The sequence below is a fragment of the Thermocrinis minervae genome, assembly GCF_900142435.1.
Taxonomy (GTDB): domain Bacteria; phylum Aquificota; class Aquificia; order Aquificales; family Aquificaceae; genus Thermocrinis_A; species Thermocrinis_A minervae.
This window is the reverse complement of the sequence record NZ_LT670846.1, coordinates 1,111,584-1,125,041: the sequence shown is the minus strand read 5'-3', so window position 1 is coordinate 1,125,041 and position 13,458 is coordinate 1,111,584. Positions and strand designations below refer to the sequence as shown.

At 45.7% G+C, this 13,458-nt stretch carries 14 protein-coding genes; 9 read left to right on the top strand and 5 right to left on the bottom strand.

Features of this window, described 5'->3' with window-relative positions:
* Positions 1–30: 30 nt before the first annotated feature.
* Genes B5444_RS06250 through B5444_RS06220 form a run of 7 tightly spaced genes read left to right on the top strand, consistent with a single transcriptional unit; the run spans position 31 to position 7,010 of the window.
* Entirely contained in the window at positions 31–1,524 is a 1,494-nt protein-coding gene (locus B5444_RS06250; RefSeq protein WP_079654365.1) for a molybdopterin dinucleotide binding domain-containing protein, read from the top strand.
* Positions 1,509–2,183: a CinA family protein gene (locus B5444_RS06245; protein ID WP_231967105.1), complete on the top strand. Its 675-nt coding sequence runs from the start codon at positions 1,509–1,511 to the stop codon at positions 2,181–2,183. Before B5444_RS06250 ends, B5444_RS06245 begins: the two co-directional genes overlap by 16 nt.
* Complete coding sequence (lpxA, locus tag B5444_RS06240; RefSeq protein ID WP_079654363.1) at positions 2,176–2,964, top strand: acyl-ACP--UDP-N-acetylglucosamine O-acyltransferase; 789 nt, start codon at positions 2,176–2,178, stop codon at positions 2,962–2,964. Before B5444_RS06245 ends, lpxA begins: the two co-directional genes overlap by 8 nt.
* Before the next feature lie 23 nt (positions 2,965–2,987).
* A complete protein-coding gene (gene speE, locus B5444_RS06235; protein ID WP_079654362.1) occupies positions 2,988–3,830 on the top strand; it encodes a polyamine aminopropyltransferase in 843 nt (280 codons plus the stop codon).
* Positions 3,830–5,875: a ribonuclease R gene (gene rnr, locus B5444_RS06230; protein WP_079654361.1), complete on the top strand. Its 2,046-nt coding sequence runs from the start codon at positions 3,830–3,832 to the stop codon at positions 5,873–5,875. The genes speE and rnr overlap by 1 nt, the downstream gene beginning before the upstream one ends.
* Before the next feature lie 15 nt (positions 5,876–5,890).
* On the top strand, positions 5,891–6,139 hold the full coding sequence (locus tag B5444_RS06225) for a c-type cytochrome (protein WP_079654360.1): 249 nt from the start codon (positions 5,891–5,893) through the stop codon (positions 6,137–6,139).
* A gap of 10 nt (positions 6,140–6,149) precedes the next feature.
* Positions 6,150–7,010: a class I tRNA ligase family protein gene (locus B5444_RS06220; RefSeq protein ID WP_079654359.1), complete on the top strand. Its 861-nt coding sequence runs from the start codon at positions 6,150–6,152 to the stop codon at positions 7,008–7,010.
* Here B5444_RS06220 and B5444_RS06215 read toward each other — a convergent pair.
* From B5444_RS06215 to dapF, 4 genes are read right to left on the bottom strand one after another with little or no spacing between them, the layout of a single operon-like run.
* Positions 7,007–7,495: a metal-binding protein gene (locus B5444_RS06215; RefSeq protein ID WP_079654358.1), complete on the bottom strand. Its 489-nt coding sequence runs from the start codon at positions 7,493–7,495 to the stop codon at positions 7,007–7,009. The genes B5444_RS06220 and B5444_RS06215 overlap by 4 nt on opposite strands.
* Positions 7,486–9,102, bottom strand: a complete 1,617-nt coding sequence (locus tag B5444_RS06210; RefSeq protein WP_079654357.1) for a single-stranded-DNA-specific exonuclease RecJ — start codon at positions 9,100–9,102, stop codon at positions 7,486–7,488. Before B5444_RS06210 ends, B5444_RS06215 begins: the two co-directional genes overlap by 10 nt.
* Positions 9,083–10,444, bottom strand: a complete 1,362-nt coding sequence (gene murC / locus B5444_RS06205; RefSeq protein WP_079654356.1) for a UDP-N-acetylmuramate--L-alanine ligase — start codon at positions 10,442–10,444, stop codon at positions 9,083–9,085. Before murC ends, B5444_RS06210 begins: the two co-directional genes overlap by 20 nt.
* On the bottom strand, positions 10,437–11,276 hold the full coding sequence (dapF, locus tag B5444_RS06200) for a diaminopimelate epimerase (protein ID WP_079654670.1): 840 nt from the start codon (positions 11,274–11,276) through the stop codon (positions 10,437–10,439). The genes murC and dapF overlap by 8 nt, the downstream gene beginning before the upstream one ends.
* A gap of 17 nt (positions 11,277–11,293) precedes the next feature.
* Between dapF and zwf the strand changes: the two genes are divergently transcribed.
* Together zwf and B5444_RS06190 are read left to right on the top strand one after the other, a co-directional pair.
* Complete coding sequence (gene zwf, locus B5444_RS06195) at positions 11,294–12,610, top strand: glucose-6-phosphate dehydrogenase (RefSeq protein ID WP_079654355.1); 1,317 nt, start codon at positions 11,294–11,296, stop codon at positions 12,608–12,610.
* Positions 12,603–13,220 (top strand): 6-phosphogluconolactonase, encoded by a 618-nt coding sequence (locus B5444_RS06190; RefSeq protein ID WP_172838437.1) that lies wholly within the window; start codon positions 12,603–12,605, stop codon positions 13,218–13,220. Before zwf ends, B5444_RS06190 begins: the two co-directional genes overlap by 8 nt.
* Here the strand turns inward: B5444_RS06190 and B5444_RS06185 are convergent.
* Positions 13,192–13,440, bottom strand: coding sequence for a PepSY domain-containing protein (locus B5444_RS06185; RefSeq protein ID WP_079654353.1), 249 nt, complete (start codon positions 13,438–13,440; stop codon positions 13,192–13,194). The genes B5444_RS06190 and B5444_RS06185 overlap by 29 nt on opposite strands.
* Positions 13,441–13,458: the final 18 nt, after the last annotated feature.

Genomic DNA, 13,458 nt, shown 5'->3' with positions numbered 1-13,458 from the left:
AGAGGTAGACCGTGTTATAATCCTTTTTTCATGAACTTACAGCCGACTGCTATTCCCCTGACAGCCAAGGGCTTTGACGAGCAAAAGGTAGGCTTCTGCGCTGGATGCGGATGTTCCTGTGCGTACATAGCCTATCTAAAGGATGGAAAGATAGTAGACCTTTACGGGCATCCTGCCGACGAAAGAGGAATGGGAAGCTTATGCACCAAAGGGATAGCCTACATCCAAGAGACTCCATCAAACCCCTTTAGGCTAAAAGACTTCTACCTAAAGGATTCGGGACAGTTCAAAAGGATCACGAAAGAGGAAACGCTGGGTATCTTGAAAGAAAAGTTAAGGGGAAAGATAGCCTTTTTGCTCGGTAGGCATACAAGCCTAGAGGACTACCTTATAGCCAAGGAGCTGGGAGACGTATACGTAGATGCGCCCGTTGTGAACTTCAAGCCCTCCACCGTTGATTTTGTTCACTGGAAGGATAAAAAGCTCATAATCTCCCTCGAGGCAGAGCCTGTATTCTCGGACGTTATGGCTACGAGATTCCTGGTGGACGCCGTAGAGAAGGGAAGCATACTCTATTGCTTTTCCTCCAGGTATGAGACTGTCTGCGCTAAGGCCAAAAAAAGGTTCCTTCTTAACCCTGCAGAGTCTTTGACCTTTCTGGAGAAGCTCCTGGAGCCGGAGGATACAGATCAAGAGATAAAAGAACTCAAAAGGTTTTTATACCTCCTTAGAGATTCCCTACTTTTGGTAGGCAGTCATCTCCTCCTTTCTCCCTTCAGAAACAGGGTGCTCAACCTCGTCAAGAACCTCAGGAAAAGGTTTGGAGTCTCCTACAGCTTTGTGGGCGATATCATGCCATATCCAGCTAAGGAACTGTCTGAGTTTAACACAGATTACGACCTTATATTTGTGGTGGGGAACCTGTTAAAACTCTTACCCAAGGAGGTTCTTAAAGACCTAAGATTTACAGTGAGTCTTTCTCTTTTCCCAGATTACAGCGTAAACAACTCCAACATGGTGATACCTGCTAAAAACTTTACCGAGAGGATTTTTACCATCTACAGGCATGCGTACAGCTACAGGGTAAGGTCAGACAGGGTTTTGGATGGAGAAGGTTACAGCCTTTACGAGCTTCTTAAAGAGATAACAAACATAGATGTACAGAGTTTGTATTTTGAACCTGCAAGCATAGAAGACCTAGAGATAGAACCGGAAGATATAAAAGGTGGTGTGTACGTGCATACAGAGAACACTCTCGTGGAGGACTTGGGTCATTGGTACCCATGGCTCCACGAGATGGAAAGAAAGCAGAAGGCGTACATACATCCTTCTACCTACAAGAAGCTTGGGCTAAAAGAGAATATAACCATAGGTGATGCAAACCTTCCTTTACAGACAACGCCCAACATAGCTCCAGGGGTTGTATTTATTCCCTACTCCTATGAGGAGTTTCAACCCTTTGACCCTGGAGTTTCTCCCAATGCCTTTCTAAAAAAGCCCTACCATAGGTGGGAAAAGCTGTGATAGTCTCCGTATGCTCAAGGAGAAGAAAAGGGGATTATGTGATAAGAACTTTTGGGTGTGAGGATTACCCTAAGGACGTACCGCATAGAGTGTGGATAGGTGGTGTGGACTTCTTCCCGAGGAATGAAGGCGAAAAGGAAAGGATACTTAAGTCTTTGGGAAAGTATGTGTACGCTGAAAGTTGGTTAGAGCTCGAAGAAGTAGTAGCCAGGATACTTAAAAGGAGAGGTGTTAAACTCGCTGTAGCAGAGAGCTGCACGGCTGGGCTTCTTTCGGCCAGACTGGTGAACGTGGAGGGTGCCTCATCCTTCTTCCTGGGTGGGTTTGTGGTATACTCTAATGACCTGAAAACAAAACTGCTAAGCGTTGAGGAGGAGCTCTTAAAAAAGTACGGGGCTGTTTCGGAGGAAGTGTGCAGAGCCATGTGCATATCTGTTCTTGAGGAAACAGATGCAGATGTGAGCGTATCCATAACGGGTATAGCCGGACCTACCGGTGGCACGAAGGAAAAGCCTGTTGGCCTTACCTACATAGGCATAGGCTCAGACAGAGAAGTGAAAGTGTGGTCTTTTGTCTTTAAGAAAAGCAGAAACCAAAACAGGTTCCTTTCCACTCAATGGGCTCTCTTTCTCCTGAAGGAGTATGTAAGCAATGGCTAAGGTGCATCCTACAGCTATCCTAATGGGAGACATAGAGCTCGGTGAAGATGTAGAAATAGGTCCCTACTGTGTGCTTGAAGGTAGGATAGTCATAGGTAGTGGTACAAAGATAGGTCCAAGGGTGAGTCTAAAAGGTAGGGTAACCATAGGCCAAGACTGTAAGATCTTTGACGGAGCAATAATAGGAGAGGAGCCTCAACATCTTAGGTACGCAGGAGAAGACTCGGAGGTAATAATAGGAAACAGGGTGATAATAAGGGAGTACGTGACCATACACAGGGGTACAGCCCTGGACAAGATGAAGACCATCGTCGAGGACGACGTGATGCTTATGGCTTACTCTCACGTAGCTCACGACTGTATTGTGAGAAGAGGCGTTATAATGGCCAACTGTGCCACCTTGGGTGGTCATGTGGAGGTAGGGGAGTACGCTTTCATAGGTGGTCTCTCGGCAGTTCATCAATGGTCTAGAGTGGGGGCGTACGCCATGGTAGGTGGCCTCTCGGGTGTTTCTCTGGACATACCACCCTACACAAGGGCTTCAGGACAGCATGCCCTTCTGTATGGCGTGAACACGATAGGTTTAGAAAGGAGAGGCTTTAGCAAGGATGTTATAGCTGCCATCAAAAAAGCTTACAGGATAGTATTCCGTAGCGGCATGTTAAAGAAAGATGCACTGCAAAAGGTACTTGATGAGCTTGGACACTACCCAGAGGTGGTAAAGTTCGTAGAGTTTATAAAAAACAGCAGAAGAGGGGTGGCTAGGGACGCAAAGGCATAAAATAAACTTAGAGGTGGCTAGAGATGGTGGACGTGTTCTTCATTGAAAGGGATCCTTACGCACCCATCAGGCATGTTTATCCAGTCAGCCAAGTGCTTTACCAGGGTAAGAGTCAGTTCCAGGAGATAATGGTGCTGGAAAGTCCCTTTTTCGGAAAAGTCCTAGTGCTTGATGGGGTGGCCCAGTGCGATGAAAGGTTTGAGTACATATACCACGAGTTTATGGCCCATGTGCCCCTCTACGCCCATCCAAACCCACAGGATGTTCTCATCATAGGTGGAGGAGACGGTGGAGTCCTAAGGGAAGTATTAAAGCATCCTGAGGTAAAGAGGGCTGTCCTTGTAGACATAGACAAAGAGGTCATAGAAGTTTCCAAGAGGTTTTTCCCTACCATGTCGGTAGCCTTCCAGGACCCCAGAGTGTTGGTTCTCAACGAGGATGGTTACAAGTACATACAAGACTGTGAGAAGGAGTTTGACGTGATAATCGTAGACTCCACAGATCCTGTTGGCTTTGCCCATGTGCTAACCACAGAAGAGTTCTTTAGATACGTATACAACGCCCTCAAGGATGATGGTATCTACGTGGGTCAAACTGAGTCCCTTCACTATCACATAGAGATAGTAAGAAGGGTCCAAAAGTCGTTGCACAAAGTATTTCCCATAGTAGATATGTACACGGCAGTCATACCAGGGTATGCGGGTTACTGGTGGACCATGTCAGTAGGTTCAAAGGTCCATGATCCAAGAGAGCCAAAAAGACCGGTGAGTGTACAGGCTAAACTCTACTCAGAAGACATGCACAGATACGCCTTTTTACCTAAAAGCTTCTATCAAAAGGTCCTCTCCGGAGAGTACAATCCCTGATGGAAGATCTCATCCTTGAACTCTTTAAAAAGGCCAAAAGGCCTCTTCACTTTATGGAGATAGCCCAAAGGCTTGGTCTGGAAAAAAAACAGCTCAAGGCTCTAAAAAAAGCACTCAGGAACTTAAAGAAGAAACATCTGCTTCAAGTGGTAAAAGGTAGATATGTACTGGCCAGCGAACCTATAGTTAAGGGTACGGTCATAGCTTTTCCGGCAGGTTTTGGCTTTCTACACGTAGGAGAAGGTCAGAAGGATATCTACATACCACCCTTTGAGATGCAAAAGCTCTTCTCGGGTGACGTTATAAAGGCAAAGGTGGTAGAGTACAAGGGTAAGAAAGAGGTAAGGGTACTCAAGATACTAAAGAGAGCCAAGAAAGATATAGTGTGCAAGATTGAGGGTATGTACGCCATACCCGTGGATGAAAACTCCTTCCACAAGATAGTTCTTGTAAAGAAAGATAGGAATAAGCTAAAGGATGGTACCTATGTGGTAGTAGAGATCATAAGCTACCCTTCCAAGGGAAATCCAGCCATAGGAAGGATAAAGGAAGTTCTAGGTCATCCTTCTGAGAGATCTCTAATAGTGGAGCTTCTCATCAGGAAGTACGAGCTTCCAACAGATTACCCACCAGCTGTAAAGAAAGAGGCAGAGTCTCTTACCATCCTTATAAAGGAAGACAGAAGGGACCTAAGGGATCAGGTATGCTTTACCATAGACCCAGAAAGGGCAAGAGACTTTGACGATGCGGTAGCCATAGAGAAGATAGATCAGGAGAGGTTCAGGTTATGGGTTCATATAGCTGACGTAACGTATTTTGTAAAACTCGGTTCGGAGATAGACAAGGAGGCATACAGGAGGGGTTTTACCTTCTATTTACCTGATAGGGCTCTTCACATGTTACCCGAGAGACTATCTGCCGACCTGTGCAGCCTAAAGCCCAACGAAGATAGACTCGCCTTTACATGTCAGATGACCTTTGACCTAAAAGGAAGACTTCTCGATTATGATCTGTATGAAAGTGTTATAAAGAGTAAGGCAAGGTTAACTTACAACGAAGCCCTTTCCTTGATAGTGGGCGATCCAGCACTCGAAAACAAGTATCCCGGGTTTGTAGAGCATCTTAGGCTTATGGAAGACCTTTACAGAATACTCTCTAAAAAGAGATGGGAACTAGGTAGCATAGACTTTGACCTACCAGAGGTGGAACTCATAGTAGATGAGTATGGAGAACCTACGGCCATAATCCCTTACGAGAGGCACGTGGCACATAGGATAATAGAACAGTTCATGGTAAGCGCCAACGAGACCGTTGCCATGCACCTAGAAAATGCTGGTTATCCATGCCTTTACAGAGTACATGAAAAGCCAGATCCTGAAAAGGTGGAAAACCTCTTGGAGATACTAAACGGTCTTGGTTACAAAACCAAGGGTTTTTCTTTAGAGCCCAGGTTCTTCCAGAAGATAATAGAGTATTTTGAGGGAAGGCCTGAAGAGAACCTTGTGAGGTTTTTAACCCTCCGTAGCATGAAGAGGGCCGTATACAGCCCACACAACCTTGGACACTTTGGCCTCGCCTCTGAACATTACGCACACTTCACATCACCCATAAGGAGGTACCCGGACATAGTGGTTCACAGACTCCTAAAAGACTCCCTTATGGGAAGGGAGCCCACCTACGATATAGAGGAATTAGAGCAGATGGGACAGTATCTTTCCATGAGAGAATGGCTAGCGGAAGAGGTAGAAAGGACGGCCATAGACCTCCTCAAGGCGCGTTATATGAAGGCACATGTGGGAGAGGTGTTTGAAGGAATAATAACAGGGCTTATACCTGCCGGCTTCTTCGTAGAGATAAAGGAATATTTGGTTGAGGGGCTCGTAAAGATATCGGACCTTACAGATGATGAATACATATACGACGAGCCAGCTCATAGGTTCGTAGGTGTTAGGACGGGAAAGGTTTACAGGCTTGGGGATGTAGTAAGGGTCAAAGTAGTGGCAGTGGACGAGGAGAGAGGTAAACTGGAGCTCGTGTTAGTCTAACCTATATTTAACCATATGGGTAACCTATTGATACTACTGATGGCCAGTATTGTATTTGCAGAGTCAGAAGGTCAGGCCCTTTTTGAAAGCCAGTGTCTCAGGTGTCATACAGAGAAGAGTCAAAAGCCAGTGAGTCTTCTAAAGCAGAAGTACAAGGGTAAGCCTCAAGAAGTTGCAGAGCTAGCCAAGAGATGTCCATGGGGTAAGGGTCTTTCTGATATGGAGGTAGAGCTTGTCTCCAAGTGGTTGGCAGGTTTAGAATAAAATATCTTCGATGAAGATAGGAGAGTTTCTAAAGGAGAACTTCATATCCGTAGGTGATAACGTAAAGTTTTTGCTTGAAAAGTTGGATTTGTCTAACGACGATCTTTTAAGAATCATAGAATCACGTATAGGTGAACCTGCAAAGATGTCCAAGTCTAAGGCCAACACAGTGGATCCAGAGGAAACCATACAGAGGTATGGTGCAGATACGGTAAGACTCTACATACTTTTCGCTGGTCCTGTTGAGAAGGACTTTGAGTGGACAGAGGAAGGTTTAAGGGGGGCATACAGGTTTTTAAACAGACTGTGGGAGCTGTTTCACAAGAACCTTGATCTCATAAAGGACGTCAGAGTATCAAAGGAAGAGCTCTCAAAAGTTCAAGGAAAGGCAAGGGAAGTAAGGAGGAAAACCCATCAGACTCTTCAAAAGTATTTGAAAGACATGGAAGAATTCTCCTTCAACACAGCCATAGCCGCCATAATGCAGCTGGTGGGCGAGCTTTCAGATCTAAAGGAAGAAGAGAAAAACCCTATGGTCTTGAGGGAAGCCTTTGAAATTGTCCTTTTTATGCTCTATCCTATAACTCCTCACGTATGCGAGGAGCTCTGGCAGAAGCTTGGTAACGAGAAGCCAATGGTCTTCTATCCGTTTCCCGAGGTAGACCCAGAGGCCCTACGGACAGAAGCCATAGAGATACCTGTTCAGGTAAACGGAAAGGTGAGGTCCCACATAACAGTTCATCCAGAAGCTTCCCAGGAGGAGGTGTTAGACGTAGCTTTAAAAGATCCTAAAATCTCTTCTTACGTCCAAGGCAAGCCCATAAAGAAGGTTTTTTACGTCAAGGGAAAGCTTCTCAGCCTGGTCATCTAAAGATACCCTTTTAAAAAACTGCTGATAAGGTCGATCAACACGTGGAACACCTCTGACAGGATAAGACCGAGTAAGAAGTAAAAGCTTTCTTCTCTGTACATAAGCTCTTGTAGAAGCCCTATCATGTCTACCTTTGTAAGGAAAACCTCCAAACTGGGATCCACGTAGTGAAGTAATAAGACAAAGGCCTGGAACAGAAGGAAGACTGCAAGTACAAGGTACGCAATCCTGATAAAGGTACCTACTATGGGTACGTGCGAAATTCCCCTGTGCTTCGATTTACTTTGGTAGGGTCTCCAAAGATACCTAAAAACCTTCCATCTTTTAGAAGGCTTAGAATGTTTTAGATCCAAGTCTGGTGAGAGAAGGAAAGTGCCTATAAGGTAACCGGTTGCGAAGGGAAGGTAGAACTCTCTAGGCACAAAGTAGAGCGTGGGCACAAGAAGCATAAGATTTATAAGATCGTGGGAACGACTCAGAGCCATGCTAGATCTACAAGCTCGTGTTTTTTCCTGCTGAGGCTGTACAAAACCCTAGCCCTACCAACCCTTAACTTCTCCACAAGGTTTTGGTTAGCACAGTAGAAAGAATATCCCTCCTTAGTATCTACAAAACAGCCGTAACCTGTAACTTTTATGTTGCTGATGGTGAGCTCCTCAGAGAGGAATATGGGTTCTTCAAAGCCAACCCCAAAAGGCTCCAGACTTTCAATCAGTCTAATATGTTCCTGTGAAAGGTCCCTTAGGGGCAGGTAGGCATCTACGTGTATGGTGGGAGTTTTCCTTGGAACCTGGGAGAAGATCTCGTTGGCCTTGGTCTCAAACTCTTGTAGGTCCTTACTCCATATTGTTAAACCCATGGCATAGGCATGACCACCCCACTTTAGGTACATGTGAGAAAGTTGAGAGAGTGGGTTGTAAACTTCTACCTCAGGTGTACCCCTTACGGATGCGGTTGCTTCTTCTTTGCCTACAGCGAAGACTGCGCACGGTTTGGAATACGCGTTGGCCACTCTACCGGCTACTATACCAGCTAACCCTATGTACTCGGGCCTTGTCTTGAGCACTATAAAGTGTCTTTCCGTTTGATACATCTCTACTTTTTTCAGAGCTTTGTTGACTAGGATCTCTTGTAGTTGTCTTCTTTTAAGGTTTATGCTTTCTACTTGCCTCACTAATCTTGCTGCTTCTTTTTCTCTATCCTCTAGAAGAAGCTTTAGGGAGAGTTCTGCACGGTGTAATCTTCCAGGAGCGTTTAGCCTCGGTACAAGGTAGAAGCTTAGATCCTTTACTGTGATGTTCTCCTGGTCCTTCAATACCTTAAGAAGCTCCTTTATGCCGTAGTGTCCTTCTTTCCTAAGTGTTTCCTTGAGGGACTTTATACCTTCAAGTACAAGGGGTCTGTTTAGACCTACCAACTCCATAGCGTCTGCTACAGTGCTGAGGGCTGGCAGATAAAGGTAATCCATAAGGTCGTCACCTATGAGTCTGTAGGACAAAAGCATAGACAGGGCAGCTGTAGATACCACCTTAAGCTCCTCTATATCCAGCAACTTTGGATTCACAAGGAGTACCTTTTCGGAAAGGTTTTGATAGTTTACGTCCTCCCGTGGGTTGTGATGGTCAAGAACTAGGACGGGTACCTTTGCCAGGCTCAACTCCTCTATGGCTGTGGTTCCGTTGTCTAAAGTCACCACTAAGTCCGCATAATGGTTTAGCTTCTGTACTAGGTCCTTGCTAAGACCGTAGCCTGTGCTCCTGTTGGGTGTTACAGAGATCACCTTACCACCTAGCTTCTTTATAACCCTGTGCAGGAGGGCACAGCTGGTGATGCCGTCTACGTCATAGTCTCCAAACAAGACTATCCTCTTACCGTTCTTTATGGCCCATGCTATGACGTCCGCGGCTCTTTTTATGTGTTCAAGCTTTGAGTACTCAAGGAGGTCAGAAAGGTTTTTGGATAAATCTTCTGGCTTTAGTCCTCTGTTCGCTAGTATTTGAGCACCTAACTTTCCATACCTTTCTACCCACTCTTGTGGTGGTTCTATCTCCTCCCATAAGAAGACCCATTCCTTACCCGATATTCCCCTCATTCAAAAATTCCTCACACCACCTGCCTATGGGACCAGCACCCATGAAGAGAAGCACATGAGCATCGTTAACTCTGTCTTTAAGGTATTCAAAAAGCTCCGCTTTGTCTCTGACAAAAAGACAGCCGGATTTTTTGGCAAGCTCCTCACCAGAGACGCCATAGGTATTTTCCTCACCTGCAGGGTATATGTCCGTGAGCACACACTCATCAGCCTGTCTTAACACCTTCGCAAAATCCTCAAAGAGGTGATAAGTTCTCGAATACCTGTGAGGTTGAAACACGAGAAGGAGCTTTTTGTCTGGATAGAGGTCCTTTATGGCCTTTAGTGTTGCCTTTATCTCTGTGGGATGGTGGCCATAATCGTCGTAGACGGGTACGTTTCTGTAAAAGCCCTTCAGCTCTAATCTCCTCTCTGCGTTCTTGAAAGTGGAAAGGGCCTTAGCTATGGTGTCAAAGTCTATACCCATCTGCCATGCAACGCACACACTTGCCAGAGAATTGTATACATTGTGAAGCCCAGGTACAGAAAGCTTTACCCTTCCCCACGCTCTTCCTTCTACCACGAGCTCGTAGCTGTAGCATCCATCGGAGAGCTTAAGATCTCTGGCCATCACCTGAGCATCCCTTTCTATACCGTAGGTTACCACTCTCTTGGAACATCCCTCTACTATGTGCCTTGAGTTTTCATCGTCTACGTTTACTACACAGAAGCCATAGAAAGGCACGCTTTCAGCGAACTTAAAGAAGGCCTCCTTTATGTCTTCTAGGTCTCTGTAGTAGCCTATGTGTTCTTTGTCTATGTTGGTGATTACTGCCACTGTAGGAAGGATCTTCAGGAAAGATCCATCGCTCTCGTCCGCCTCGGATATTATGAGCTTGTCCTTTCCAAGTTTGGCGTTGCTTCCAAACCTCTGAAGTATACCACCTATTATGACGGTAGGGTCGAACCCATGCTCGTGTACTACATGGGCTATCATAGATGTAGTGGTAGTCTTGCCGTGCGACCCGCATACGGCTATGCCTTCCATGAGTTTGAAGAGCTCTGCCAGCATCTCCCCCCTTGGTATAACAGGGATGCCAAGGCTTCTAGCCTTGACTATCTCGGGGTTGTCCTTAGGTACTGCCGAGGAGTAGACCACCACCTGAGCGTCACCTACGTTTTCCTCCCTGTGGCCTATGTAGACTTTACAGCCCTTTTCTTTTAGCAGTTGTATGTTTTTGTTCTCTTTGAGGTCTGAGCCACTGACCTCGTAGCCCATGTCAAGGAGGACATGGGCTATACCGCTCATGCCTATACCACCAATGCCTACGAAGTGTATCCGTCTTATGCGTTCCCTAAACATCCAGTATCTCGTAGCTTAGTACTCCTTCAAATACTTTGACTACCCTACCTTCTAGGTAAACTTCCTCCATCTTGTCATCAAAATCCACTAACAAAACCTCACCACCTTTCGTTATAACCTTAACTGGTCTTTTATTGACATAGCCTTCCATGTAAGAGATCAAAGCGGAGGCTGTAGCACCAGTCCCGCATGCAAGGGTCTCACTTTCTACTCCTCTTTCGTATGTTCTTATGCGTATAGTTTGATCATCCAGAGGTTCTATAAAGTTTACGTTCGTTCCTTTTGGTTCAAACTCTTTGTGGAACCTTATGAGCCTTCCGTACTTGACCACAGGAAAGTTTTCCAAGTTATCCACCTTTGCCACGAAGTGGGGCACTCCCGTGTTTATAAAGCTACCATCTAACTTAAGTCCATCCACCTCAAGGCTTACCTTTCTGTAATCCTTGGGTTTAGTGAGCTTTACCTTTACTACCTTTCCACCTTCCTTAACGTAAGCCTTTATTATGCCGGCCAAGGTTTCAAACTTAACCTCTTCTTTACATATGCCCTTTTCATAGGCAAACCTCACGGCACACCTAGAGCCGTTGCCGCACATCTCGGCTACAGAGCCATCCGAGTTGAAGAACTGCCAGCTAAAGTCGTTTTCTCTATCCTTTGGTTCCTCTATGAGTATGAGTCCATCGGCACCAACGCCTGTGTGGAAGGTACAGACCTTCACCACGAAGTCCTTTATCGTTATTCCCAGCTTATCCAGAAGGGTGTAGACCTTACCATCCCTGTTGTCTATCAGTATAAAGTCGTTACCAGATCCTTGGTACTTTGCTATTTCCATCTTGTATATTTTAAAGGATGCTCTGGGCATTCTTCGTGATAGGTGGTACGGGAGATTTGGCAAGGAACAAGCTCCTTCCAGCTTTGGAAAAGCTTTACACTAGTGGCCTTTTTAGAAACCTTTCAGGAGTATACGCGCTGGCGAGGACAAAGACTACCCAATGGGAAGAAAAATTAAACTCCTTCAGACCAGAGTTTAGAGCCCTGTGTAAGTATGTACCCTTTGACGTAAAAGATCCTAACTCATACAAGGAGCTTGGTAGGATCTTACAGGAACACAAGGGCCAAGGACTTATCTTCTACCTGGCTCTTTCTCCAGAACTCTTTGAGGATACCATCAGGGGTCTTGGAGTACTCCTCAGGAACTTCGAAAACCCAAGGAGGATAGTCGTAGAGAAGCCTTTCGGGAAAGACTACGCAAGTGCTGTAAGACTCAACGAGCTTCTAAGGAGGTACTTTGTAGAGGAAGAGGTATTTAGGATAGACCACTTCTTGGGGAAACATACCATACAGAACATATTTTCCCTTAGGTTTTCCAACAGCATCTTTGAAGGTGTATGGAACAAGAACTTTGTAGACCATGTTCAAGTACTGGCTTTAGAGGACAAGGGTGTAGAAGGAAGGGAAGCTTTCTACGAGACCACTGGAGCTGTCAGGGACATGCTTCAGAATCACATGCTTCAGATGCTTTCCTTCGTGGCCATGGAGCCACCTTGTTGTATGGAACCAGAGAGCATAAGGGACGAAAAAGTTAAGGTACTAAGATCCATAAGGCAGATAGACCCACGGGAGGTGGTTTTTGGAAGGTATGAAGGCTACAAGGGAAAGGCAGAGACCTTTGTAGCTCTAAAGCTCTACATAGATAACCTCCGCTGGCAGGGTGTACCCTTCTACCTTATGACAGGCAAGGCCTTGGCCAGAAAGCTCACCCGTATAACGGTGGTCTTTAAGGAGATACCCAAGAGCTTTATAAGCCTACTTGACTGTGAGCCTAGGCAGAACAGGATAGTGTTTGAAGTAGCTCCAGAAAACAAAATAGTCCTCTACCTAGAGCTAAGACCTCTTGCTGACAGGTTCATAGTTTGTCCTGTGGAAAGGCAGATAGTGTTTGACACGGAAGTGGAGAACAAAGAACCTTACGAAAGCCTTCTTGTTGATCTCTTCAGGGGTGATCAGACCCTCTTCATGAGATACGATGAGGTGGAGACCATGTGGAAGGTAGTAGAGCCGTTACTAGACTTTCCTAAGGATCCTATAACTTATCCTGTAGGTTCGTGGTGTCCTAAGGAAGCGTGGGACCTTCTGAAAAAAGATGGAAGGGAGTGGTTTGTATAGAGTCTTTCCCATAAAGAACGTAGAGGATCTGCTCCATAGGTACATAAGGAGGCTAAGCTCCGTTTTTATACAGAGGCATGGGAGGTTCCGTGTAGCTCTGGCAGGAGGGAAAACACCCCTCGACCTTTACAGCATGCTTGCTTTGGATTGGGAAAGAATAAACCTCTACCTTACAGACGAAAGGTACTCTTACGAGAAGAGTAACTGTAGGGCCATAAGCCAAAGGATAAAAGGTAAACTCATCTGTCCAGATCTATCCAAGGACCTAGAGAGTTGTGCCTTAGAGTACTCCAGGCTCTTACCAGAGAGGTTAGACTTTGTGCTTTTAGGTGTAGGGGAAGATGGTCACACTGCATCCCTCTTTGAAGGTATCCCCTGCAGGTACATAACACCTAAGGTTTGTATAAGCAAGAGGCCTGATGGCTTATGGGGTGTGAGCCTCACCTACGAATACATAAGCTCCTCCTGTCAAGTGGCCTTCTTCGTAAAGGGAGAGGAAAAGAAGAAGGTTCTGGAAAAACTCCTCTCCGGTGTTCCAATGCCGGCTACGCGCATAAAAACTACCAGGAAGGTTTTAATCTTTACCGACCTTTCTTTGAGTAAAACCTGACGAGCTTCCCCGTGTTGGCATCTATGATGGCACTACCTTGGCTACCGCTTACCGAGTAGTAACACTCTCCCGTCTTGTAAGACTTCCTGAGCTTTACCGAGTGGACCTCTCCCACAAACTGCTTGGCGGCGTTTATAGCTTGCTCCATGTTTATAGAAGGATTGCACTCCACAGCGAAGGTAAAATAGACCAAAGCTAAGCAGATAAAGACTGCCTTCATGCTTTTCCCTCCACCGAA

What these genes read in the sequence shown, in the direction of transcription:
- B5444_RS06210 (WP_079654357.1), bottom strand. Translation starts at nt 9,102, where the DNA reads ATGAGGGGAATATCGGGTAAGGAATGGGTCTTCTTATGGGAGGAGATA.
- B5444_RS06215 (WP_079654358.1), bottom strand. Translation starts at nt 7,495, where the DNA reads ATGGCTCTGAGTCGTTCCCACGATCTTATAAATCTTATGCTTCTTGTG.
- B5444_RS06185 (WP_079654353.1), bottom strand. Translation starts at nt 13,440, where the DNA reads ATGAAGGCAGTCTTTATCTGCTTAGCTTTGGTCTATTTTACCTTCGCT.
- dapF (WP_079654670.1), bottom strand. Translation starts at nt 11,276, where the DNA reads ATGGAAATAGCAAAGTACCAAGGATCTGGTAACGACTTTATACTGATA.
- B5444_RS06225 (WP_079654360.1), top strand. Translation starts at nt 5,891, where the DNA reads ATGGGTAACCTATTGATACTACTGATGGCCAGTATTGTATTTGCAGAG.
- zwf (WP_079654355.1), top strand. Translation starts at nt 11,294, where the DNA reads ATGCTCTGGGCATTCTTCGTGATAGGTGGTACGGGAGATTTGGCAAGG.
- rnr (WP_079654361.1), top strand. Translation starts at nt 3,830, where the DNA reads ATGGAAGATCTCATCCTTGAACTCTTTAAAAAGGCCAAAAGGCCTCTT.
- B5444_RS06250 (WP_079654365.1), top strand. Translation starts at nt 31, where the DNA reads ATGAACTTACAGCCGACTGCTATTCCCCTGACAGCCAAGGGCTTTGAC.
- B5444_RS06220 (WP_079654359.1), top strand. Translation starts at nt 6,150, where the DNA reads ATGAAGATAGGAGAGTTTCTAAAGGAGAACTTCATATCCGTAGGTGAT.
- murC (WP_079654356.1), bottom strand. Translation starts at nt 10,444, where the DNA reads ATGTTTAGGGAACGCATAAGACGGATACACTTCGTAGGCATTGGTGGT.
- speE (WP_079654362.1), top strand. Translation starts at nt 2,988, where the DNA reads ATGGTGGACGTGTTCTTCATTGAAAGGGATCCTTACGCACCCATCAGG.
- lpxA (WP_079654363.1), top strand. Translation starts at nt 2,176, where the DNA reads ATGGCTAAGGTGCATCCTACAGCTATCCTAATGGGAGACATAGAGCTC.